Raw genomic sequence first — 22,223 nt, 5'->3', positions numbered from 1 at the left:
CCTCAGTCGTCCTCCAACGAGCGGCGGCGGATGGCCTCCAGGTCGGCCATCCGCTCGTGCATGTCCCGGGTGAAGGAGTCCTGGATCTCGTCGAACCGGTGCTGGATCTCCTCCAGGGAGACGCTCCCGAGCTGGGGTGCGACGGGGATGAGCGCCATGGCCCTGCGGGCCTGGTCGTCCTGGGCGGCGCGGACGGCCTGCACGATCTCCTCGGTCAGCTCGTCCAGCTCCATCCGGCTCGCCCTGGGCGCCAGCTTGAGCTGGTCGAGCCGCCCGTTGGCGTCGACGGTGGCGCTGACCGCGCCGCTACGGCTCTCTCCCGCGCCGGAGATGCTCTGCAGCTCGCCGATCATGCTCGTCAGCTCGCGCAGCGAGCGCTCGCTGTCACGCAGGAGGCCGTCGAGGTCGTCGGGGTTGAAGTCGCGGGAGCTCATGCGAGCACGCCACCCGGTCCGGGTTAACAGTTGGGGATGGCCGGATGACCAACTGCTGAAGTGATCAGAAAAATCCAGCTATGAGTGATGAAACAGGCGCAAACCACCGCAAGAATCCAGAGCCGTGGGAACCACACGCGAGATCCACATCACCTCGAGCACCATCCGCAAGACGCGCGGGCGCATCGACCGTGAGCTGAAGGACGACATGGTCGGCTTCGTCCGCGGCATGATCCCGGCCGCCGACGTCCAGGGCAACGGCTTCGGGACGTTCGGCGACCAGATCATCGGCGGCACCTACAAGGACGTCCAGGCCCGGTGTGACGACATCATGGGCGAGGCCATGGCGACCCTGGAGAGCTGGGTGACGGCCATGACCCACTGCGAGCGCAACTGGACCGCCGCGGAGAACGCGAACATGGTCGGATACCGCGCATGAGCGACCCGTACCTGAACGCGCTCTCCCCGGTGTCCAGGGGGTCGTCGCCGCTGATCCCGCTCAACCCGGACAGCGGGAAGATCGGCTCCATGTCGGCCGCCGGGGCGGAGAGCTCCGCCTCCAGAGGGCTGGCCACGCTGCGGGCCGCGGGCCGCCTCTCCTCCTGGGTCGTCCCCGCCGTCATGGTCGCCGCCACCGTCAACGCGGACGAGGGCGAGATCGCGCGGGCCGGCACGATCTGGAGCGTCGGCATGAGCGCCCGGCTCGACGACGGGGTCAAGAACCTCATGCCGCAGATCCTCAAGACCTCGGAGACCGGCTGGATCGCGGCCGACCAACAGGAGTACGCGCGCGTCCACGCCCGCTTCCACGGCGAGATCGGCGCCCTGCGCAAGATGTTCGACGACATCGGCAAGGTGCTCGACGAGATCGCCGCCGCCTTCCGCGCGTACTGGGTGGCCATCTCGGTGCTGGGCGCGGCGGCCTTCGCGGCGCTCGTGAGGGCCCTGTGGCTGAAGATGTTCCCGGCCCCGCAGACGCGCGCCCTGGGGATGCTGCTGGAGCAGCTCACCGGAGCCAAGGTCCTCACTGCCGTGACGATCGGCACCGGCGTGATGGGGGCGCTGCTGTCCAAGGGCGGTGACACGCTGACGACCATGGCCAAGAAGGAGCGCCAGTTCGGCTACGTGGCGCCGACGGGCATCGCCGCCATCGACTTCCAGCGGGCCCGGCTCGACCTGAGCCACTACCCCTCCTTCAAGGAGCCGCCCGCTCCCGGGAAGCTTCCGGCCGGCTCGCAGAACTTTGACTGGATCGCACCGGATGTGAGCACAACCACGCCGTGAACGTGACTCTTGGTGCAAGATGTGACTCGTGACGGATTTCGGGGACTTCGCCAACATCGACGTGGAACGTCTGTTGCGCGGCGTCGACGAGCAGCTCGCCAAGTCCGACGAGCTGCAGAGGCGCATGCCGCTGCTGGCCGGCAGAGGTGAGGACGCCGACGGCATGGTCGTCGTCGAGTACGCCCAGGAGGGCATCCGCACCCTGGACATCCACCCCAAGGCCATGCGCCTGCCGGCGGTGGAGCTGTCGGAGAAGATCAAGGAAGCCGTGAGCGCCGCGACGGCTGATCTGCAGCGCGCCGCCGAGGATCTCATGGCCGAGCTGTTCGGCGCGGCCTCCACCCCGTCACGCCTCATGAACGACCCGCAGGCGCTGCTCAAGCCGATCCAGCAGGCGGAGGCCAACTACGACAGGGCGTTCGAGAACGTCATGGGCGAGCTGGACCGCATCCGCCGCGACCTCGACCTCTGATTTACCAGCGGGTTTGCTCCCTTGTCGAGATCCTGTTACATCTTCGCCATAGGGACGCCTGTTACTCAAGAGGCGAATGGTGCTTATATGGATAAGCGACCGAAATTGCACACCATGGAGGTAGCAAGTGAGCTATTACGGGGCGTCGAGCTCCCAGATCAACCTGGCGGCGGGAAACGTCACTGACACGGCCCAGTTCATCGAGGGTCTGCGGGTCGCCGTGGAGACCACCTCCAACGGTCTGCTCAACGCCGACTGGCTCGGCCCGGCCGCCAACAGGTTCCGCACCATCATGGAGAGCTGGGACGCGCAGATGCGCGCCGTCCGGCAGGACCTCGAGGGCATCGCCGAGAAGATGGGCGCGAACGCCATCACGTACAGCATGAACGACGAGGACGTCATGGCCGGTGTCGGCAAGGTCGAGTCGCTCATCAACGCGGACGTCAAGTAGAGGGGGACCGACATGCCTGAGATGGATTTCACAAAGGTCAACTTCAAGAACATGGACTTGGCCGCCAAGGACTACGAGGACATCGTCAAGGCCTTTGACCAGGCTCTCGACGACCTCGTGACCAAGCTGCTGCAGCAGCTCCAGGAGAACTGGGACGGCGACGTCGAGGGCGCCAAGGCCGAGTTCGAGCGGTACAAGATCAAGTGGGACAACGCCGCCAACACCATGAGCGCGAACCTCGTCGAGCTGCGCGGCGCCGTCCAGATCGCCAACCAGAACTACCAGGCCGCGGAGGCCCGCAACAAGGCGATGTGGTACGACGGCTGAGCCGTCACTCCGCCGTCGTTCTTTCTTCGGCCACCGCCCGCGGTGGCCGAACGCGTGAGGAGAGGATCATGGGGGAGCTCGAACCCGAGCCGTGGCGCGGGCTGGACGACACCGACGCCGACCTGTTCTACAACGTCGGCAAGATGCGTGCCGTCGCCGACGACCTGGAGATCGCCCTGGTGCCCACGCAGGGCCCGGGCGGCACCAAGGACGGCGGCACGGGCGCGGTGGAGGCCCTCACCAGGTACTTCGACCTGAGCCAGCAGCACATCGGGAGCTGGCCCGCCGCCGCCGCGTTCGCGCACAGCGTCGGCTCCACCGGGGCCGACCCCGGTGGTCAGGTGTCCCTGGAGGGCCGCGGGCAGCGCCTGGCGGCCCTCTACCAGGAGTACGTCGAGTGCTGCCAGAAGGTCGTGCAGGCGATCAGGGACAGCGCCGCGGTCTATGAGCGCACCAACCCCGTCAGGGGCGATAGCTGAAAGTGAGAGCCAGTGGCTGAGCGGACCGTTGACATCCGCGACCCCTCCAGGCGCCCGAGCGCCGGTGCGGTCACCGCCTCCCGCGAGCAGATCCAGCAGTGGCTGGACGGCACCTCCCCGATGGAGGTGCACGACCGCGGCATGACGTACGGCCGGGTGGCCGACGCCGTGAAGGCGGTGGCCGACTCGCTGCCCGACATCGGCGTCGCGCTCAACGACGCCTGGCGGTCGGAGGCTGCCGCGACGACGCAGCGCGCGCTGCAGATGCTGCACGCGAGCGGCACCGAGCTGGCCGCCGCGATGACCAAGATGTCCGAGGCGCTCACCCTGTACGGGCGCGACTACCTGCCGACGGCCATCGAGGACGTGCGGGCGGCGGCCAACCAGAACCAGCGGTCCGACGCCGAGCCCCAGCCCTCGCCCGGCCCGTCGCCGACGGCCTCCGCCAGTGCGGAGCCCACCACGTCCCCGACGATCGGCCAGGACCAGCCCACGCCCGGGCCCACCCCGCAGGCGTCCGAGCTGGACGACCAGGCCGCCAGGCGGGCGATGGAGACGCTCAACCAGCACATCGTCGACCTGTACGACTTCCAGATCCCCGACAGCGTGACCATCGACCTGCCGACGGTCACGCCGGCCACGGACCCCGGCGACCGGGATCTGCCGTCGATGGACCAGGACACGCCCTACACCTTCGGCGACTCGGGAGGCAGCGGCGGGTCCTCCGGCGGCTCGTCGGGCTGGGACAGCGTCGGCGACTCCAGCGGCTCGAACGGCTCCAGCGGCTCCAGCGGGCCGGGCGGGTCCTCCTCCGGCTCGGGTTCGGGCTCGGGTTCGGGCTCGGGTTCGGGCTCGGGCTCGGGCGCGGGCGCGGGAGACCAGCCGGGCGCCGACACGCCGGGCTCCTCGGACGGCTCGGGCTCCTCGGACGGCTCGGGCTCTTCCGACGGCTCAGACGGCTCCGGGTCCTCCTCCGATGGCTCGGGCTCCGCCACCACGCCCGCCGGCCAGGGCGACGGCACCGACGGCACCACGCCGTCCGTGATCGACAGCAACACCACCGACCCCGAGCGCACCACACAGACCGGGGCCGAGACCCACGACCCCAGGGCCACGGAGACGGCGGGCACCCAGCCCACGCCCACCACCACCATGCCGTCGACGACGTACACCCCGGCCACGACGCCGCAGACCAGCTACCTCACGCCCACGGGCAACGCCGCCCCCGCCGTGATCGGCGGATCAGGCTCGTACAGCCAGCCGGGCGCCCCCGGCGCCGCCGCGGCGGCCAGGGCGGGCGCGGGCGGCATGGGCTACCCCTTCATGCCGATGGGCGGCGGCGCGCCCGCAGGCGAGCAGGAGAGTCAGGAGCACCAGACGAACCTGAAGGGCGAACGCGACGACTGGCACTCGGCGACGGAGAGCACCATCTCGCCGGTGATCAACTGAGGGAGGCGGCATGGCCATCCAGCTCGACCAGAACTGGCCGGGAGCGTCGGACAAGGACGAGAGCGAGGACCCGTACACCGACCGCACCGAGGTGCGGCGCATCGCGGGCGAGATGCACGAGCTGCTCAAGAAGCTCACCACCTCCTCCGGCATCCCGGTGACGGAGTACGCCGTCGCGCCCGGCGACCCGGTGCCGGGGCCGCAGCTCCCGACGGGCGCAGGCTCGCTGCCGGACCTCCAGCAGCACTGCGCGCTCAACCAGGAGCAGATGGGCCAGTGGCCGGCCGCCATGCAGTACGGGACGGCCGCCTTCAGCGCCTACTCCATGCTGATCGGCGAGCCCGGCAGCACCGGCGGCCTCTACACCGGCCTGAACAAGCAGGCGGAGGAGTCGTTCGACGCCCTGCTGGAGATCGCGCGGACGTCCCAGACCGCCGAGCAGGCGACCGAGGAAGCCACCTCGCGTCAGGCCTGAGAGGAAAGAAGAGCGCCATGGCTGACAAGCAGCCCGAGACACAGACCTACACTCTCCGCTACGGCAACCAGCCGATCGACACGTCGGTGCAGGAAGCCGGGTTCATGGAGAGCATGTTCCGGGACACGATCGGTGAGATCCGGGACATGATCGACGCGACGGACCCGGCCGCGGTCCAGCTCGCGGGGCTGTACTACCAGGCCGCCGAGCCGCTGCTGAACGAGTTTGCCGCGGACCTGAAGACGAAGGCCGCCGAGCTGGCCGAGCACTACAAGGGGCCGGCGGCGTACCAGACGCAGCTCCAGTTGCGCAGCCTGCACGCCAGCGTGGTCGAGCTGGCCGCCAAGCTCGGCCGGATGGGCAGGTCGCTCAAGCCGTACGGCGACACGCTGCAGTGGGCGCAGGCCAACGTGGTCGAGGGCAGGGGCCGCGACTCCCGCTCCGACAACGACATCGACTGGGCCGACCAGATCCCGTTCTACGGCATCAAGCGCAGCAGCGACCGGGCCAGCCAGCACCTGCGGGAGGTCAACGAGCGGATCGCGCAGCACTACGAGGACCTGCCGGTGGACGTGCAGCAGGCGCTGCCAATCGTGGTCGACCCCGAGATGCCGGACTTCGGCAACAGCGGCCTGAACGGCCCGCAGGTCGGCAGCCTCGGCTCGGGGGACGTGCCCGCCTACCAGACCACCCCGTTCAACACCGGCTCGATCCCCGGCGGCCCGTCCGCCGCTGGCGTCAACGGCGACTACCCGTCGTCCGCCGGCCAGGTCCCCGGCGGCTACGGCAACGGCGGGCTCAACCCCGGCGACGGCACGGGCGGCGTGGGAGGCGTGGGAGGCGTCGGGGTGGGTGACAGCGACGCCTACGGCGGCGCAGACCCGTCCGGGCTCACCGACACCACGCTCGGCGCCAATCCCAGCGTGCCGTCCGTTCCTTCAGCGCCCTCCACGCCGTCGGCGGGCTCGCCCGGCGACTACGGCTCCACGAACCTGGCGGGTTACGACCCCACAGTCCCGGGCGGGCCCGGCGGCCCGAACGGCACCACCTACACGGGCAACGGCCCGGGGATGGGCGGCACCGGCAACCCCGGCGGCGGCGTGACGGGCAACGCGGGGACGGTCAGCGGCGGCGGCACTGCGGCGAACGCCGCCTCGGCGGCCGGCCGGGCCGGGATGGGCGGCATGGGCATGCCGATGCTGCACGCGCCGCTCTCCACCAGCCGCAAGGAGAGCGACCCGGCCGGGGAGAGCTCCTCGAACCTCTTCGAGGACGACGACGTGTGGGGTGGGCCAGAAGGCACCACCCCATCGACGCTGGTCTGAGCTCAGTCGCAGTGCTCGAGCGGGCTGTCGTACTTGGCGGAGCCGATGGCTCCGCCCCACTTCACGCAGGTCTTGCGGGCGGTGTCCTTCACCGGGCCCGCGTAGTACTGGTAGCTGCCGGCGTCCTTCTTGCGCGCCTTGCCCTCCACCTGGAGGTAGGCCTGCACGGACGCCTTGCCGGAGCCGCTGTTGCGCAGCGTCGTGACGCAGTTCTGGCCGGTGGCGGCCGAGTAGAGCAGCACCACCTTGCCCGCGGAGCCGAGGTTCTGCGAGTCGATCTGCTTGAAGCCGGAGCCGCAGACCTGCGTGGCCGAGTACGGGTTGCTGCTGCCGCCGCCGTTGTTGTTGCCGGTCTGCGGCTGCGCGCCGCCGCCGCAGTTGCGCGAGGTCACCTTCTGGTTCGGGTAGGCGAAGGTGGCGCCGTTGAACTTGGCGGGCACGATGCTGCCGGACGAGGTGCGCTGCTCGTAGTGCAGGTGGGCGATCAGGTTGTACTTGGCGGACGACTTGCCGACGGTGCCGATCTTCTGGCCCTGCCGGACGGTGGCGCCGTTGGAGACCGAGCGGGCGTTCAGGTGGCCGTACAGGGTCACGGTGCCGTCCGAGTGCCGGATCTTGACGACGTTGCCGAGGCCGTCCGTCTTCCGGTACTCCGACATGACGACCGTGCCTGCGCCCGCTGCCACGACCGTCCTGCCGAGGTCGGCGTTGCCGTCGTTCGCACTGCCGTTGAAGTCGATCTCGTAGCCCGCGGTGTGGGCGGAGCTCTTGCTGCTGCCCGCCCAGGTCTCGCCACACGGGAACGGCAGTTGCAGCGTGGAGGCGGCCGTTGCGGCATCCGCCGTGCCCACGCCGGTGAGAGGCAGTACGGCCAAGCCGCACGCGCCTGCTATCAGGGTCTTGATCCGCATGCGGAAAGGCTGCCATCCGGATCATACAGGCGTCTAGATCATTGGCCAACTGTTCACGCGAGAAGTTGATTTTTGTCGATATCGTAGCCAGGTCCGGACATAACGTGATTTATGGACTGGGAGGGTGTGCATGGCCACCGACACCGGGGGCGCTCAGTACGCTGGCGGGTCGTCGCTCTCCGGCGCCACGATCCAGTTCAAGGACGGCCGCATCAAGCAGGTCGGCGAGGGGCTGGGCGAGCAGGCGCCCAACATGAACGCCATCGCCCAGAACGTCGGCGGCATCCGCGTCGAGCCGCCCGCCTTCGGCATCATCGGCATGGGTCTCAACTACGCCCATGACCAGCTCAAGGACAACGCCCACAACACGCTCAAGACCGCCAGGGACGTCCTGTCGGACTACCGGACGGCGCTGACGAAGCTCGAGGCGAACTACCAGAAGGCCGACGACGACAACGACGGCGTCATCCAGACCGACCCCTACGGGCTCGACGGAGGCGGCGGGGGCGGCGGCATCGACCCGTCCTCACTCGGCGGCGGCATCCCGGACACCGGCGGCATCCCGGACACCGGCGGCATCCCGGGCGCGGGCGACCTCGGAGCGGGCGGCCTGCCGTCCTCCGAACTCCCTGACTCCAAGCTGCCCGACTCCAAGCTGCCGGACTCCCAGCTCCCCGACTCCGAGCTGCCCGACACCGACCTCCCCGACTCCAACGTCCCCGACACGGACCTCCCGGACACCCAGGTCCCGGAGGTCCCGGACACGCAGGTCCCGGACCCGAACATCCCCGAGGCCAACATCCCGGACGCCAACGCCGCGCTCCCCACCACGCCGTCCATCGAGGACCAGCTCAACCACAACGTCCCGGACCCCAGCACCACCCTGCCGACCGACCCCACCAAGACCGGGCTGGCCGGCTACGACCCCACCCAACTGGGCGCCACGCCCACCACCCCGACCATCCCCGGCACCACCACCTCGCTCGGCCCCGGCCTGTCCTCCGGCTCGCCCACGGGCGTCTCGTCCGGCGGCATGCAGCAGCCCGCCGCCACGGCCGGCGCCGCCTCGGCCCGCGGCCTGAACGGCATGAACGGCATGGGCATGCCGTTCATGCCGCCCATGGGCGGCGGAGGCGGCGACCAGAACAGCGAGCGGGACAAGCCCGACTACGTACGCGGCGACGAAGCCGACTGGGTGGACGACATCGACATCGCCCCACCCGTGATCGGCGAGGCCTGAGAGGAACCACATGCCCGGCACAGGGGCCGACCGCGGCCAGTTCATCTACGCGGCCACCACGGCGACCGCCGCGGCCGCCATGTTGTACGAGTACCCGATGGCCAGGAACATCGCGCTGATGATCGGCACGATGGTGTCCAACCCGCACAGCATGGAGCTGGCCGCCGAACGGTGGAGCACCCCCGACGGCGGCGGCGAGATGGACTTCGAGGGCATCAAGCAGGCGGTGCGCACCCTTCGCGACGAGTGCAACGAGAAGGAGTGGTGGAAGGGGCCCGCCTGCGAGGCGTTCAACGAGTCGGTGGACACGTTCCTCGAGCAGATAGGCACGGCCGAGCAGTACCACCAGGGCGTGGGCCAGGGCATGGGCAGCATCGCCACCGCCTACCACTGGGCCGCGGAGGTGGCGACGGTCGTGGCCACCGTCATGCTGCTGCTCGCCGGCTGGAAGAAGCTCCTGCCCATCTTCGCTCCCTGGCCCGGAGCCCAGGCGGCCATCGCCCTGGCCATCTTCGTCGCGCTGACCCGCATGGGCATGGTGGTCAGGGGCATGCTGGGCAAGCAGATGAAGTCCGTGGCGATGCTCACCGCCCTCGTGGGCGGCATCAACTTCATGTGCATGTCGCTGGGCCAGTTCATGGAGAAGAACCGCCCCCGGCCGGACTTCGCGCCGGCCGACCTGGAGTACGTGGGCGACGAGACCACCGGCGTGGGCACCCTGCAACCCAAGAACGGCGGCATGCCGAGCATCCCCACCACCGGCACGGGCGGCATGAGCGCCCTCATCTAGCCGGAACCGCCGGGGGCCCGCTCGGCCCCCGGCGCGGTCACTGCGCGGTGACCTGCAACGGCGAACGCGCCGCCTGCGGGTCCAGCGCCGGCCCCTCGGGCAGCAGATGGACGAGGTTGCCGGGGATCGGCGCCACGTCCTCGGCCCCGTACCCCAGCTTGTTGATCTGATCCCCGGACTGCAGCTGATACCGCCTGCCCTGATCGCTGATCAGGAAGTAGGTCTGCACGGACGACTTCTGCCCGTCGCCCGGCAGCAGCCCGCCCAGCGACGCCGAGCCCGACGGCATCAGCACCTGGTCGAAGTGCTCCTGATCGCCCCGCACGCTGGGTGCGGGGATCGCCATGGTGCCGCCGACCGTCAGCTTCGCCTTGGCCGAGCCGTTCTGGGTGTCGGCGTACACGGAGCACAGCGGCGACGCAGAGGACGCGACCGCCTTGGGCAGGCTGGTCGGCATGCCGCCCACGACGAGGCTGCGGCCGCTGCTCGCGGCGTTGGCCGTGGCCGCGTCGAGCTCCAGCGGCATGGCCGCCTTCCCGCCGTACGCCCGCTTGAGCCCCGGCTCCTCCAGCAGCAGCGTGGCCTGCGTGACGTTGAGGGCGGCCAGGCCGTCGGCGAGCAGCACGTACCAGCGGTCGGGAGCGCCGCCGACGCCCTTCACGGTGTAGACGCGCCCGATGGCGGCGTTGCGGCCGTCGGGGCCGCGCCGCTTCTTCCCGATGCCGGGGATCCCCGGCGCCTTGAAGTCGGGCCCGGACGGGATCGCGTTGATCCATGTGGAGGGCACCTTCTTGGGGCGCGCGTTGAGCACCCGCACGCCGGCGTCGCTCGTCTTCATCCGCTGGTCGTTCCAGACCACCCAGCTCTCCTGGCCGTCCGTGACGACCAGCGCGCCGGTGCCGATCGGTGTCCCGCCGACGTCACTGCCGCCCACGAGCGTCACGTACGGGACCGCCGTGCCGGTCGCGTCGGGCGCCTCCGTCACGCAGACCGACCACGGGCCCTTGACCAGTTTCTCCCTGGGCGGCAGTGAGTCGGGGGCGCCGGCGATGCCCACGAGCGGCCCGCGCGGGTACTTCGCGAGCGAGGCCGCCGAGATGTTCCTGACCTCGAAGTTGGTGGAGTCCAGCAGCAGCAGCGCGGAGACGTAGTTGGCCACCGGCAGCATCCGCTTCTGCTCCTGGCTGTAGACGTACTTGGCGCCGGTCTCCTCCTCCACGAGGAGCTGCCCGGCCGCCTCCAGGTTCGTCGCCGCGCCGGGCTTGATCAGCCCCCAGATCCCGAACGCCGCCGTGACCAGCAGCGCGACGATGATCCCGCAGAACATGGCCACGTTGTGCCGCCGCATCGGGGACTCGGGCACGTCCGGCTCAGCCTGCAGCAGTGCCATCCCCAGGCGCTGCTGCATCAGCTTGTGCGCCTGGTAGAGGTCCTTCCGGGTCTGCATCTCTCTCCCCACGTGTCGCAGGCATCAGCATAGAGCGCACACATGGGCCGAGTTTCGGTCATCCGGTGAATATCAGTCGTTGTCCGGCAAAGCCACCTGAACCTGGGTGATGGTGCCGGTCGTCACGAGCAGGCCGCGCCCGGACGGCCCGCCGCCCGCTCCGCGCGGCAGCCGGATCGAGAACAGGTCGCCGTCGGTCTGCCCCTGCACCGCCAGCAACAATCCGGTACGTGACTTGCGGGCCTCCGCCACGAACCCCCGGTAGGCCACGGTCAGGTCGCCCGTCGTGCCCGCGATCAGCAGGCCGTGGTCTCCGTCGCGACCCGACCGGATCACCTCCTCCAGGGCCGTCCCCAGCGGGCCGTCCGGGTTCACCAGCTCGGCGTCGTCCACCAGCACCACGTAGTGCTCGTGCTCGGCCACCAGCTCCCGCAGGTCCGTGGCGTCGCCGTTCAGCACGGCCAGCGCGCCCTCCAGGTCGCGCAGCGGGCTGCGCCTGGGCGCGACCGCCACCACCGGGGTGCCCTGGGCGATCAGCGAACGAGCGGCCGTCAGCAGCGCAGAGGAGCGGCCCGAGCGGGACGGGCCGGCGATCACCGCGCCGGGGCCCTGGGCCTGGAGGTCGAACCCGAGCGGCGCGAGCGCGTCGCCGCCCGCGCCGACCAGCGCCCACAGCGGTGACGGTGGCGTGAACCCGGGATCCAGGGCCATCGTCTGGGGGACGGTGATGCGCATCGGAAGCGCGTCCACCCGCAACGGCGGCGACCCGCCCCAGCGCCAGGGGCCCCTGCCGACGCCCAGGACGTGCGAGGGGCTCGGCCGCCTTGTGTCGTCGCGCGCGCCCCCGTGGACGCCGTCGCGCGCGCCCCCGTGAGCGCCCCCGTGAGCGCCCTCGTGGACGTCGTCGTGGACGTCGTCGTGGGCACCGTCGTGGGCGCCGTCGTGGGCGCCGTCGTGCGCGGTGGCGGTGCGGGCCAGCGCCTGGAGCGCCGCCACCTGCGCCGGACCGGCCGGGTCGGCGGCCAGCAGCGCGACGTGATGCTCCACGATCCCGTGCTCGCCCATGGACAGCGCCCGCCCCGCCGGCATGACGGCGGGCAGCCCCTTGAGCGGGAACCCGGCCAGCCCGTAGTCCGTGTTGTCGGACAACCGCAACAGCAGCCGATCATCGAACACGGTCGACACCTGCCCGAGCAACCCGGACCGATCGCTGCTCACGACCCCCCTCAGCCCCACCGCGGGCCCTTCCCGCAGAAGCTGGAGCACCGCCTCGATCAGCCGCCCGTAGTCGTAGCCCTCGAAGGCCGCGACGAAGCCCTCCCACCTGTCGAGCATGAACACCAGCCACGGCAGCCGATGACCGGCCTGCCGGTACTCGGCCAGCGACGCGTGCCCGGCCTCCGCCAGTAGCTGCTGCCTGCGCCCCACCTCCGCCCGCAGCCGGGTGAGCAGCCGCTCCACCCGGTCGAGCTGGTCGCGCGTCACCACGGCGCCGCAGTGCGGCATGGCCATCAGCGGCAGCAGCGCGCCGGAGCCGCAGTCCACGGCGTGCAGGTGCACGTCCTCGGGGGAGGCGTGGGCGGCGATCGAGCCCGCGATGGTCCGCAGCGCCGTCGATCTCCCGCTGCGGGCCGCGCCCGCGATGAGCAGGTGACCGCCGTGCGCGACGTCGAGCGTCAGCGGGCGCCGGTCCTGGGCCCACGGCCGGTCGGTGATCCCGAACGGCAGCGGCTCCACCTCGGCGAACCCGCCGGCGGCCTCCGGGGGGTTCCCGGGGAGGTCGAGGACGAGGTGCGAAGGCAGGGGATCCAGCCAGGGGCTCGGTTGCGTGGGCACGCCGGCCAGGCCGGCGGCCTCGATGAGGGCGTCGGCGACGAGCGTGAGGTCCGTGGTCGTGGACTCCTCGTCGTCCAGACGCGGAGGCGGCGGCAACGCCTTGCCCAGCGCGCGCCACTCCACCTCAAGCACCCGCAGACTCCCGCCGCCCGCCGAACCGCCACCTGCGACGCCGCCGCCACCCGCCCCGCCCGCGCCGTTCCCGCCCACCACAGGCAGGACCGGGCTGCGGCCCCCGACCCGGGCCGTCTGCACCGCGACCGCCGCCCCCACCCCCGACCGCACGTAACACCGCCCAGGCGTCGACTTGGAGATGTGCGCGGCGTCCGGCAGATCGATCACGTCCGCAGACTCGGCGGGCTCGGTCACCCGCAACGCGATCCGCAGCGAGGTGTTCGCCTGGATGTCGGCCGTCACCACCCCGGCAGGCCGCTGCGTGGCCAGGATGAGATGGATCCCGAGGGACCGCCCGCGCCGCGCGATGTCCACGAGCCCGGTCACGAAGTCCGGCAACTCGGCCACGAGCGCGGCGAACTCGTCGATGATCAACACCAGCCGGGGCATCCCCGCCCCGGTGTAGTCCTCGATGTCCTTGGCCCCGGCCGCGGCCAGCAGCCGCTCCCGCCGCCGGATCTCGGCCGCGAGCGAGTCGAGGGCCCGCTGGGTCAGGTGGCCGTCGAGGTCGCTGACCATGCCGACGGTGTGCGGCAGCCGTACGCACTCCTTGAAGGCCGCCCCGCCCTTGTAGTCGATCAGCACGAACGTGAGCTGGTCGGGCCGGTTCGCCACCGCCAGCGAGCAGATCATGGTCTGCAGCAGCTCCGACTTGCCCGCTCCTGTGGTGCCGGCGATGAGCCCGTGCGGGCCGTCGAGCCTGAGGTCCACGGTGAACGGCCCGTCGGGCCCGACGCCGATCAGCGCCTCGGTGCTGCCGTGCGCGTTCCACCGGGAGGCCAGCTCGGCGCCGGTGGGCACGGTCAGGCCCATGAGGTCGAGCAGGCGGGCGGCGTCGGGCAGGTTGCCGCCGGGGTCGTCCCTGCTGACGTCGCGGATGGGGGCCAGCGCCCTGGCGAGGCGGTCGCACCAGGCGGGGGAGACGAGGTCGCCGAGGAGGGGGCCGAGGACGTCGAGGCCGCCGCCGCGCAGGCGGACCAGCCCGTCGGGGCCGCAGTCGGCGACGGTCTGGCACTCCTCGGGCAGCAGCCGCTGGTCCTCGTCGATGGCCAGGGTGAACACGCCGCAGCGCGGCCCCTGGCGCAGCACCTGCGGCATGTTGGGCAGGCCGCGCAGCACCTGGGCGCCGTCGAGGATCACCAGCACGTCGTAGGGGCGCACGTCGTAGGAGGAGAAGGTGGGCTTCTCGGGCCCGCCGAGGTCGTCCCAGCCGGTGGGGACCTTGCCCAGCTCGGGGATGGCGGTGTTCTGGCGTTCGTCGATGAGTGCGGCCAGCTCGGCGACCCGGCGGGCGGCGGAGTCGGGGTCGGCGCCGACGAGCGCCACGCAGTCCTCGCCCGCCCGGGGCGCGCAGTGCGGCAGCCAGCGCATCCAGCCCCACTGCCGCTCGGCGCCGGGGTGCGCGGACACGATGACGATGGCCAGGTCGCGCGGGCTGTGCAGGGTGGCGGCCTGGGCTATCAGCCAGCTCGCCAGGCCGGCGGCGGCCGTACGGTCACCCGTGACGCCTGCCACCCCGAGCCGCCGCATGGGCAGCGCGACCGGCACGGACCGGCAGATCGGCGGGTCGATGCGGCCGCCCTGCTCCTCGGACAGCTCCAGGTCGGCGGGCAGGTCGGCGAGGCCGATGCGCAGCCGGAGCGTGTCGGTGTCGTGGATCCTGCGCTCCCACAGCCGCCTGCGCGGCCCGGTGGCGGTCAGCAGCACGCGGGCGGGGTCGGGCGCGTCGTCCCTGCGCGCGGCCTCGTCGGCGACGCGGGCCTGCTCCACCTCCTCGTCGTAGGCGCGCAGCTGTTCCTTGTGCTCCTTGAGCGCCTTCTTGTGCTGCTTCTTGCCGTGGCGGCGGTCGCTCCACCACTGGCCGATCATGATGACCGGCGTCATGAGGGCGACGAGCAGGTAGAACGGCTGCTTGAGCGCGAAGGCCAGGGTGACGCCGAGCACGGCGGGCAGGAGCGCGGCCAGCAGTTGCAGGCGCATCCCCTCGTTCCTCGTCGGCTCCTTCGGCCGGACGAACGTGCGCCGGGGCTCGGGGCGCCGCAGCCTGGGCGGCCGGTTGTAGGCGACGCCGCCCTCCTTGCGCGGCGCGAGGTGGGCGTCCCTCGGCTCGATCGAGGTCAGCACGAACACCGAGGAGCCGCAGGTCAGCACGGCCTGGTCGGGCCATTCGACCGGCTCGGTGAGCGGCCGGCCGTCGAGCTCGGGAACCTCGCCGTAGCCGGCGGCGAGCGCCGCGGCCTCCCGCTCAGCCGTGCGGGCGGTGAGCTCGGCGACCTCCTCCGCCCAGCGGCCCTTGAGCTTGAGCTTGGGCGTGTCGGCCGGCGGCTGCCAGGTCCGTTCCACGGTGATGGCCTCCGGCGTGACGCGTACGGTCACCGCCTCGGGAGCCAGCGCGGGATCGCCCACGGCCATCGCGCACATGGGGTCGGCGCCGATGACGTGCGCGCCCAGCCCGAGCCGGTGCACCGCCCCGGCGGCGGGCCCGCCCACGACCCGCACCTCGGCGACCCCGCCGGGCTCCTCGACGATGGTGGCGCGGGCCAGGTGGGCCTCCATCGTGACCTTGTCACCGTCGCGCAGCACGGCGATGACCGGGGCGAGCGGGTCGAGCGGGCGGCCGTCGCGCCACAGCGTGGGCGGCCCCATGTCGGACCGCTCGGGCCTGCGCGGCCGCGGCACCCGGGGGCCGTCGCCGCCTGCCGTCCCGCCCCCCGTCATGCCGTAGGGGGCTCTGGCCTTGGGCAGCCGGACGACCTCCGCCAGCGGGCCGTGGTCGCTCAGCTCCGCGCTGAGCCCTGCCACCGTGGCGCCGTCGTCGCCGTCGATCACGACGTCACGGTCGCCCTGCCCGCCGATCACGGTGAGCATGATCCGCATGGTGCCGTCTCTCCTCGGTCGACTGTCGGGCGCCAAAGTAGCGTCCGGAACGTGGCGGGGTGCGCCGGTTGACGCCAATGGCATGGCCCGGTGATGGATGTGACAGAAGTTATTGAAGAGGCGACTAACCCAATAAATCGGTATCCGTCAACTCGGTAGAAACAATAGGCATTGATTATGTGCGCTTGACATCATGTCACCTGCGAAACAAGCATGGGTCTTCGAATTCCGCCTCCGCCGCTCGGATGATCCCCACATAATGGCGTGAATTCCGCAATTCACCTTTCCGGGAGCCCCCCACCCATGAGGACCAGTGAAAAGCAGCCTGCCGCCAACGCGGCGGCGGGGTTGTCCGGGCCGGCCTCGCGCAAGCTCCCCGTCCCGCCCAGGGAACGCAAGCCGGCGCTGGCCGCGCTGGCCGTCCTGCTCATCCTGGGCGGCGCGCTGGCCACGACCCTGCTCGTGCTGAACAGCGGCAACCGCGTCTCCGCCATCCGCGTCGTCCAGCAGGTCGGCGCGGGGCAGAAGTTCACCCCGCAGGCGCTGGAGGAAGTGAAGATCGCCAATGACGGCGTCGACTTCGTCTCGTGGTCGCAGCGGCAGCAGGTGCTCGACAGCTTCGCGGCCGTCACGATCCTGCCCGGCACGCTGCTCACCAATCAGATGGGCGTACGCGCCAGCAGCGAGTTGGGGCCGGGAAAGGCCACTGTCGGGCTGGCACTCAAACCCGGTCAAATACCGGCGGGCGTGCAGCAGGGTGACCGCGTGCAGGTGATATTCGTACCGAGCCGGTCGAGTGAGGGAGAAAGCCGCGTGCTCGCCGCGAGCGCACTTGTCTTCGCCGTCGGAGACAAGTCCAGAACGGGAAATTCCGGCCAGCTCACCGTGGTCGTGGAAGCTCCCGCGGCCCCGGAGATCGTGGCCGCCGCCTCCAGCGGGCAGATCGCGGTGGCCGAGCTCCCGGGGGCACGCTGACGTGGCGCTGATCGTACTGGCGGCCGACAAGGGCGCGCCGGGGGTGACCACCGCCGCCACGGCGCTCGCGGCGGTCTGGCCCCGTCCCGTGCTGCTGGCCGAATGTGACCCGGCGGGCGGCGACCTCGCCTACCGGCTGCCCGCCGCGGGCGGAGGCGTGCTGAACCCCGGAAGGGGGCTGCTCACGCTGGGCGCCACCGCGCGGCGCGGCCTGGAGACCGCGCAGCTCCACCAGCACACCCAGAAGATCGTCGGCGGGCTCGACGTGCTGGTCGGGCTCACGCACGGCGAGCAGGCCGCCGGGCTCACCTGGCTGTGGGGCCCGCTCGGCAGGTCGCTCGCGGCCGTCCCGAACGCCGACGTGATCGCCGACTGCGGACGCCTGGGCGCGCACCCGCAGATCGCCGACCTGATGGCCGAGTCCGAGCAGGTCGTGCTGCTCACCAGGGCCACCCTCGACCACGTGGCTCACCTGCGCGAGCGCCTCCAGATCACCAAGGCGCACGGCGTCGTCGTGATCGCCGACCCGCGCAACTACCGCGGCTCCATCGAGGACGTGCGCAGGATCGTCGGCCCCAGTGTGCAGTTCGTGCACGGCCTGGCCTACGACCCCAAGGGCGCCGAGCTGCTGCGCGGCCAGTGGGGCGGCCGGCTGGACCGCTCGATGCTCATCCGTACGGCCCGGGACCTGGCGGCGAGGCTGGTGAGCCACCGATGATCGACCATTCCCTCGTCAAACGCTTCCGCCAGGAGGTCGGCGACCGCCTGGCCCACCAGCGGCGGCTCGACCAGGCCAACGGCCTGCCCCCGATGACCGGCGAGGACGAGCGCCAGTTCGCCAGGGCGCTGATCTCGCAGGTGCTGGAGGAGCACGCGCGCGGCGAGATCGGCCTGGGCCGCACGCCGCCCACCGTGGAGGAGGAAGAGGCGCTCGCGGCCGGCATCCACGCGGCGCTGTTCGGGGTGGGGCGGCTGCAGCCGCTGCTCGACGACGCCGAGGTCGAGAACATCGACATCAACGGCTGCGACAGGGTGTTCGTGAGCTACGCCGACGGCCAGGAGCTCATGCACGACCCGGTCGCCGAATCCGACGACGAGCTGATCGAGCTGATCCAGATCCTGGCGGCGTACTCGGGGCTGTCGAGCAGGCCGTTCGACACCGCCAACCCGCAACTCGACCTGCGCCTGCCCGACGGCTCCCGGCTGAGCGCCGTCATGGACGTCACGGTCAGGCCGTCCGTCTCGATCCGCCGCGCCCGCCTGGGCAAGGTCTTCATGTCCGATCTCGTAGGCAACGGCACGATAAGTCAGGACATAGCGCGATTCATGAAGGCGGCGGTCGGCGCCCGCAAGAACATCATGATCGCCGGTTCCACCAACGCGGGCAAGACGACCCTGCTGCGCGCCCTGGCCAACGAGATCCCGCCCGCCGAGCGCCTCATCACCGTCGAACGCGCCCTGGAGCTGGGCCTCGACCAGTTCCCCGAGCTGCACCCCAACGTCGTCGCCTTCGAGCAGCGCCTGCCCAACTCCGAGGGCCAGGGCGAGATCTCCATGGCCGAGCTCGTCCGCCGCTCGCTGCGGATGAACCCCAGCCGCGTCATCGTCGGCGAGGTGCTCGGCGACGAGATCGTCACCATGCTCAACGCGATGACCCAGGGCAACGACGGCTCTCTGTCGACCATCCACGCCAACTCCAGCATGGAGGTCTTCAACCGCATCTCCACCTACGCGTTGCAGGCGCGCGAGCGGCTGCCCATCGACGCCACCCACATGCTCATCGCCGGCGCCATCGACTTCGTGGTCTTCATCGAGAAGCGCAACGACTACCACGTGGGCGGCCGGCTGCGCCGCTACGTCTCCAGCATCCGCGAGGTCAACGGCTGCGACGGCCGCGTGCTGTCCAGCGAGGTGTTCGTGCCGGGCCCCGACGGCGCCGCCGTCCCGCACGCCCCGCTGTCCTGCCTGGAGGAGCTCGCCGCCCACGGCTACACCCCAGGAGGCTGGTGAGACATGCCGATCACGATCTCTCCGCTGGCGCTGCTCGCCGGCGCGACCGCGGGCGGCGGCCTGTTCCTGTTCCTCCTGTCCCTGTACGGCCTGCGCCCCCGCCCCACCCGGCCCAAGAGCAACCTGGTTAAGGCGCTCACCACCCGCGGCGCCGTCGCGGCGGTGGCCGCCACCCTGGTCCTGATCATCACCCATTGGCCGGTCATGGCGGTCGGCACGGTGCTGCTGGTGTTCGCCTGGCGCGGCCTGGCGGGCGGCGCCGCCGAGGAGCGCGCCGCCATGCGCCGCCTGGAGGGCCTGGCCGCCTGGACGGAGTCGCTGCGCGACACGATCGCCGGAGCCGCCGGCCTCGAACAGGCCATCCCCTCCTCCATCAGGGCCGCCGCGCCCATGCTCAGGCCGCACCTGCGCGCGCTGATCGACCGGCTGCACACCAGGATGGCGCTGCCGGAGGCGCTGGCCCGTTTCGCCGACGAGCTCGACGACCCCTCGGCCGACCTGGTCGTGGCCGCGCTCATACTCAACTCCAAGCTGCGCGGCCCCGGCCTGCGCGACGTGCTCGGCGCGCTGGCCGTCTCGGCCCGCGAGGAGCTCGACATGCGCCGCCGCGTCGAGGCCGAGCGCCGCGCCACCAGGCGCAGCGTGCAGATCGTGGTGATCACGGCGCTGGTCTTCGCCGGGATCCTCGTGCTGTTCAACCCGGAGTACGTCAAGGAGTACGAGGGCTACCTGGGCCAGGCCGTCCTGGTGGTCGTCGCCGGGCTGTTCGGCGCGGGCTTCGCCTGGATGCGGCGGCTGGCCAGGTTCGACAAGCCCACGCGGCTGCTCACGGGAGGAGGCGGCGGCGATGGCTGACGACCGAAGGTGTGGTGAGCGGGATGGTTGAGAGCGCACTCGCCGGCGCCGGGCTCGGGCTCGGCCTGTTCGTGCTGCTGAGGGCGCTGTTCCCGGCCCGTCCCGGGCTGGTGGCGCGGCTGCTCGCGCTCGACGCCGTCCGCGAGGACACGGGCGCGCCCCGCATCCAGCTCGTGCTGCCCGACGAGGAGGTCAGCGCGTTCCGGCGCGGCCTCGGCGCCCGCCTGGCCGCCCTGTACGGCGCGCGCGGCTGGGAGGCCAGGTCGGTCAAGTCGGACCTGGCCCTGGTCGGCCGCTCGTTCGAGGCGTTCCTGGCCACCAAGGTGCTGCTGGCGGCCAGCGGCCTGCTGGCCTTCCCGCTGCTGCTGGCCTGGCTGGTGCTCATGGAGTGGGGCGTCTCCCTGGCCATCCCGTTCTGGACGGCCGTGCTCGTCGCCGCCGTCTTCTTCTTCCTGCCCGACCTACAGGTCAAGCGGGACGCGGCGGCCAAGCGGCGCGACTTCCGCCACGTCGTCGGCGCCTTCCTCGACCTAGTCTCCATGAACCTGGCGGGCGGCCGGGGCGTCCCCGAGGCCCTGATGATGGCCGTCTCTGTCAGCGGCGAGCAGCCCAACTGGGCGATGGGCCGCATCCGCGACGCTCTCAGCGGCGCCAGGATCGTCGGCATCACGCCCTGGCAGGCGCTCGGCCAGCTCGGTGAGGAGATCAACGTCGACGAGCTGCGCGACCTGTCCGCCGCGCTCGGCCTGGTGGCCGACGACGGCGCCAAAGTACGTGCCTCGCTCACGGCCAGGGCCGCCACGCTGCGCCGCCGTGAGCTGGCCGAGATCGAGGGCCGGGCGGGCGAGCGCTCCCAGTCGATGCTGGTGGCCCAGCTCCTGCTCTGCGCCGGCTTCGTGATCTTCCTCAGCTATCCCGCCGCGATGAAAATGTTGGGAGTCTGATGAACCACCCCTGGATCGTCTATCTGAACGCCTGCCTGGGCGAGCGCGTCCGCCGCGCCCGCACCGCGCCCACCAGGGGCGCCTCCGCCGTCGAATGGGTGATCATCACCGCGATCATCGCCGGTGTCGCGCTCGGCCTGGCCACCTTGATCAGAACCCTGGTGGAGCAGCAGCAGGGCAACCTCGAACAGACCTTCGGCGGCGGCGGAGACGGCGGTGGCGGCGGCCAGCCGTGAGAGTCAGGCCGCCTCGGGACGAGCGCGGCGCGACAGTGATCGAGCTGGCCCTGCTGATGCCGGTCATCCTCGCGACCGTGCTGCTCATCGTGCAGGTCGCCCTCTGGTTCCACGCCCGCGAGGTGGCCGAGGCGGCGGCCAGGGAGGGCGCGCGCGTGGCCAGGGCCGCCCCGTTCGACTCGGGCGCCTGGCAGGGCGAGGCCACCGGCAAGGCCACCGAGATCATTCAGGCCGTCGGGCCCCGGCTGCTCCAGGAGGCCACCGCCACGACCTCGGAGAAGGAGCCCGACGAGCGCTTCGTCACGGTGACCGGCAGCGCCGTGCAGGTCATCCCGCTGCTGCCCGACCTCGCCTTCACCATCACCGCCACCGCCGGCGGCCCCGTCGAGTGCTTCCGCCCCGACAACGGCGGCGAGGACTGCGCATGAACGAGCGGGGTTCGATGGCCGTGGAGACCGTCATGCTGGCCCCGGTCTTCCTGCTGTTCCTGATGTTCCTGGCCGGCGCCGGGGTGCTGGTGGAGTCGCAGGGACGGGTGAACGGGGCCGCCCGCGACGCCGCCCGCGCCGCGTCCGTGCAGCGCACGCTCGACGACGCGGAGGCCGCCGCCGAAGGCATCACCACGAGCGTCCTGGAGGGCCGCTGCCAGTCGGCCGCGGTCACCCTGGACGGCTCCGCATGGGAGCAGGGCGGCCAGGTGCAGGCCGAGGTGTCGTGCGAGCTGGACCTGGCCTTCCTCGGCTTCGGCGGCACCAAGCGGCTCACGGGCACGGCGGTGGTGCCGATCGAGCAGTTCAGGAGGGTCGAATGAGAGCCGGCGAGCGGGGCTCCATGTCGGTGTTCACCGTGCTGTTCTCCGTGGTCGTGTTCCTGCTGGCCGGGTTGCTGGTGGACGGCGGCTCCGCGATCAACGCCCGGCTGCGCGCCGCCGACGTGGCCGAGCAGGCCGCGCGGGCCGGCGCCGACGAGCTCGACGTGGACCACCTCCGCGCGACGGGGGAGGCGCGGCTGCTCGGCGAGGCGCAGGTGTGCGCCAGGGCCGACGAGATCGTCGCGGCCCAGGGCGGCGACGACGTGTCGTCAGGCGAGTGCGCGATCGGCCAGGGCCAGGCCACTGTGACCGTCACCGTGGCGGTGCGGTGGGAGGCCTTCTTCCTCGGCGCGATCGGCTTCCCCGGCTCCGAGATGACCGGCGAGGCCACGGCGGCGCCCGAAGCGAGATAGACCGAATC

24 protein-coding genes are annotated in these 22,223 nt (G+C 71.4%); 20 read left to right on the top strand and 4 right to left on the bottom strand.

Annotated elements, in window-relative coordinates; genetic code table 11:
* Window positions 1–2: 2 nt before the first annotated feature.
* Window positions 3–434 carry a YbaB/EbfC family nucleoid-associated protein gene (locus FXF51_RS32775; protein ID WP_148438563.1) on the bottom strand — a complete coding sequence of 144 codons (432 nt, stop codon included), beginning with the start codon at window positions 432–434 and terminating at the stop codon, window positions 3–5.
* A gap of 124 nt (window positions 435–558) precedes the next feature.
* On the opposite strand from FXF51_RS32775, the gene FXF51_RS32770 reads away from it, so the two are divergent.
* The 9 genes from FXF51_RS32770 (at window position 559) to FXF51_RS32720 (ending at window position 6,696) form a co-directional block, all read left to right on the top strand.
* On the top strand, window positions 559–873 hold the full coding sequence (locus FXF51_RS32770) for a hypothetical protein (protein WP_148438562.1): 315 nt from the start codon (window positions 559–561) through the stop codon (window positions 871–873).
* Window positions 870–1,718, top strand: coding sequence for a WXG100 family type VII secretion target (locus FXF51_RS32765; RefSeq protein WP_148438561.1), 849 nt, complete (start codon window positions 870–872; stop codon window positions 1,716–1,718). Before FXF51_RS32770 ends, FXF51_RS32765 begins: the two co-directional genes overlap by 4 nt.
* A gap of 28 nt (window positions 1,719–1,746) precedes the next feature.
* Entirely contained in the window at window positions 1,747–2,190 is a 444-nt protein-coding gene (locus tag FXF51_RS32760) for a YbaB/EbfC family nucleoid-associated protein (RefSeq protein WP_148438560.1), read from the top strand.
* A 127-nt stretch (window positions 2,191–2,317) separates the two neighbouring features.
* Entirely contained in the window at window positions 2,318–2,641 is a 324-nt protein-coding gene (locus FXF51_RS32755) for a WXG100 family type VII secretion target (protein WP_148438559.1), read from the top strand.
* Between the two features lie 12 nt (window positions 2,642–2,653).
* Window positions 2,654–2,968: a WXG100 family type VII secretion target gene (locus FXF51_RS32750; protein WP_148438558.1), complete on the top strand. Its 315-nt coding sequence runs from the start codon at window positions 2,654–2,656 to the stop codon at window positions 2,966–2,968.
* Window positions 2,969–3,036: 68 nt separating this feature from the next.
* Window positions 3,037–3,447, top strand: a complete 411-nt coding sequence (locus FXF51_RS32745) for a hypothetical protein (RefSeq protein ID WP_148438557.1) — start codon at window positions 3,037–3,039, stop codon at window positions 3,445–3,447.
* A gap of 12 nt (window positions 3,448–3,459) precedes the next feature.
* Window positions 3,460–4,896, top strand: coding sequence for a hypothetical protein (locus FXF51_RS61090; RefSeq protein ID WP_187414690.1), 1,437 nt, complete (start codon window positions 3,460–3,462; stop codon window positions 4,894–4,896).
* A gap of 10 nt (window positions 4,897–4,906) precedes the next feature.
* Window positions 4,907–5,371 (top strand): hypothetical protein, encoded by a 465-nt coding sequence (locus FXF51_RS32725; RefSeq protein ID WP_148438554.1) that lies wholly within the window; start codon window positions 4,907–4,909, stop codon window positions 5,369–5,371.
* 17 nt (window positions 5,372–5,388) lie between these two features.
* Window positions 5,389–6,696, top strand: coding sequence for a hypothetical protein (locus tag FXF51_RS32720; protein ID WP_148438553.1), 1,308 nt, complete (start codon window positions 5,389–5,391; stop codon window positions 6,694–6,696).
* 2 nt (window positions 6,697–6,698) lie between these two features.
* On the opposite strand, the gene FXF51_RS32715 is transcribed toward FXF51_RS32720, so the two are convergent.
* Window positions 6,699–7,607 (bottom strand): M23 family metallopeptidase, encoded by a 909-nt coding sequence (locus FXF51_RS32715; protein ID WP_148438552.1) that lies wholly within the window; start codon window positions 7,605–7,607, stop codon window positions 6,699–6,701.
* Window positions 7,608–7,737: 130 nt separating this feature from the next.
* Between FXF51_RS32715 and FXF51_RS32710 the strand changes: the two genes are divergently transcribed.
* Both FXF51_RS32710 and FXF51_RS32705 read left to right on the top strand, forming a co-directional pair.
* Complete coding sequence (locus FXF51_RS32710) at window positions 7,738–8,847, top strand: hypothetical protein (protein ID WP_148438551.1); 1,110 nt, start codon at window positions 7,738–7,740, stop codon at window positions 8,845–8,847.
* A gap of 10 nt (window positions 8,848–8,857) precedes the next feature.
* The gene (locus FXF51_RS32705; protein ID WP_148438550.1) at window positions 8,858–9,637 is read left to right on the top strand and encodes a hypothetical protein; all 780 of its coding nucleotides are present in this window, start codon (window positions 8,858–8,860) and stop codon (window positions 9,635–9,637) included.
* A 37-nt stretch (window positions 9,638–9,674) separates the two neighbouring features.
* On the opposite strand, the gene eccB is transcribed toward FXF51_RS32705, so the two are convergent.
* The gene (eccB, locus tag FXF51_RS32700; protein WP_148438549.1) at window positions 9,675–11,084 is read right to left on the bottom strand and encodes a type VII secretion protein EccB; all 1,410 of its coding nucleotides are present in this window, start codon (window positions 11,082–11,084) and stop codon (window positions 9,675–9,677) included.
* Between the two features lie 72 nt (window positions 11,085–11,156).
* Window positions 11,157–15,971, bottom strand: coding sequence for an FtsK/SpoIIIE domain-containing protein (locus FXF51_RS32695; protein WP_148438548.1), 4,815 nt, complete (start codon window positions 15,969–15,971; stop codon window positions 11,157–11,159).
* Between the two features lie 303 nt (window positions 15,972–16,274).
* On the opposite strand from FXF51_RS32695, the gene FXF51_RS32690 reads away from it, so the two are divergent.
* From FXF51_RS32690 to FXF51_RS32650, 9 genes are read left to right on the top strand one after another with little or no spacing between them, the layout of a single operon-like run.
* Window positions 16,275–16,946, top strand: coding sequence for a hypothetical protein (locus tag FXF51_RS32690; protein ID WP_148438547.1), 672 nt, complete (start codon window positions 16,275–16,277; stop codon window positions 16,944–16,946).
* 1 nt (window position 16,947) lies between these two features.
* Window positions 16,948–17,664, top strand: a complete 717-nt coding sequence (locus FXF51_RS32685; RefSeq protein WP_148438546.1) for a hypothetical protein — start codon at window positions 16,948–16,950, stop codon at window positions 17,662–17,664.
* The gene (locus tag FXF51_RS32680; protein ID WP_148438545.1) at window positions 17,661–18,956 is read left to right on the top strand and encodes a CpaF family protein; all 1,296 of its coding nucleotides are present in this window, start codon (window positions 17,661–17,663) and stop codon (window positions 18,954–18,956) included. The genes FXF51_RS32685 and FXF51_RS32680 overlap by 4 nt, the downstream gene beginning before the upstream one ends.
* A gap of 3 nt (window positions 18,957–18,959) precedes the next feature.
* Entirely contained in the window at window positions 18,960–19,811 is an 852-nt protein-coding gene (locus FXF51_RS32675; RefSeq protein WP_148438544.1) for a type II secretion system F family protein, read from the top strand.
* A gap of 23 nt (window positions 19,812–19,834) precedes the next feature.
* Complete coding sequence (locus FXF51_RS32670) at window positions 19,835–20,755, top strand: type II secretion system F family protein (RefSeq protein ID WP_148438686.1); 921 nt, start codon at window positions 19,835–19,837, stop codon at window positions 20,753–20,755.
* Window positions 20,755–20,991 (top strand): hypothetical protein, encoded by a 237-nt coding sequence (locus FXF51_RS32665; protein ID WP_148438543.1) that lies wholly within the window; start codon window positions 20,755–20,757, stop codon window positions 20,989–20,991. The genes FXF51_RS32670 and FXF51_RS32665 overlap by 1 nt, the downstream gene beginning before the upstream one ends.
* The gene (locus tag FXF51_RS32660; protein WP_262379998.1) at window positions 20,988–21,419 is read left to right on the top strand and encodes a TadE/TadG family type IV pilus assembly protein; all 432 of its coding nucleotides are present in this window, start codon (window positions 20,988–20,990) and stop codon (window positions 21,417–21,419) included. Before FXF51_RS32665 ends, FXF51_RS32660 begins: the two co-directional genes overlap by 4 nt.
* On the top strand, window positions 21,416–21,802 hold the full coding sequence (locus FXF51_RS32655; protein WP_148438542.1) for a TadE/TadG family type IV pilus assembly protein: 387 nt from the start codon (window positions 21,416–21,418) through the stop codon (window positions 21,800–21,802). Before FXF51_RS32660 ends, FXF51_RS32655 begins: the two co-directional genes overlap by 4 nt.
* The gene (locus FXF51_RS32650; RefSeq protein WP_262379997.1) at window positions 21,799–22,215 is read left to right on the top strand and encodes a TadE/TadG family type IV pilus assembly protein; all 417 of its coding nucleotides are present in this window, start codon (window positions 21,799–21,801) and stop codon (window positions 22,213–22,215) included. The genes FXF51_RS32655 and FXF51_RS32650 overlap by 4 nt, the downstream gene beginning before the upstream one ends.
* The last annotated feature ends 8 nt before the right edge of the window (window positions 22,216–22,223 follow it).

The organism is Nonomuraea sp. PA05, from assembly GCF_008086045.1.
GTDB lineage: Bacteria > Actinomycetota > Actinomycetes > Streptosporangiales > Streptosporangiaceae > Nonomuraea > Nonomuraea monospora.
The sequence above is the reverse complement of the archived record's forward strand: the minus strand, read 5'-3'. Positions and strand labels throughout refer to the sequence as shown.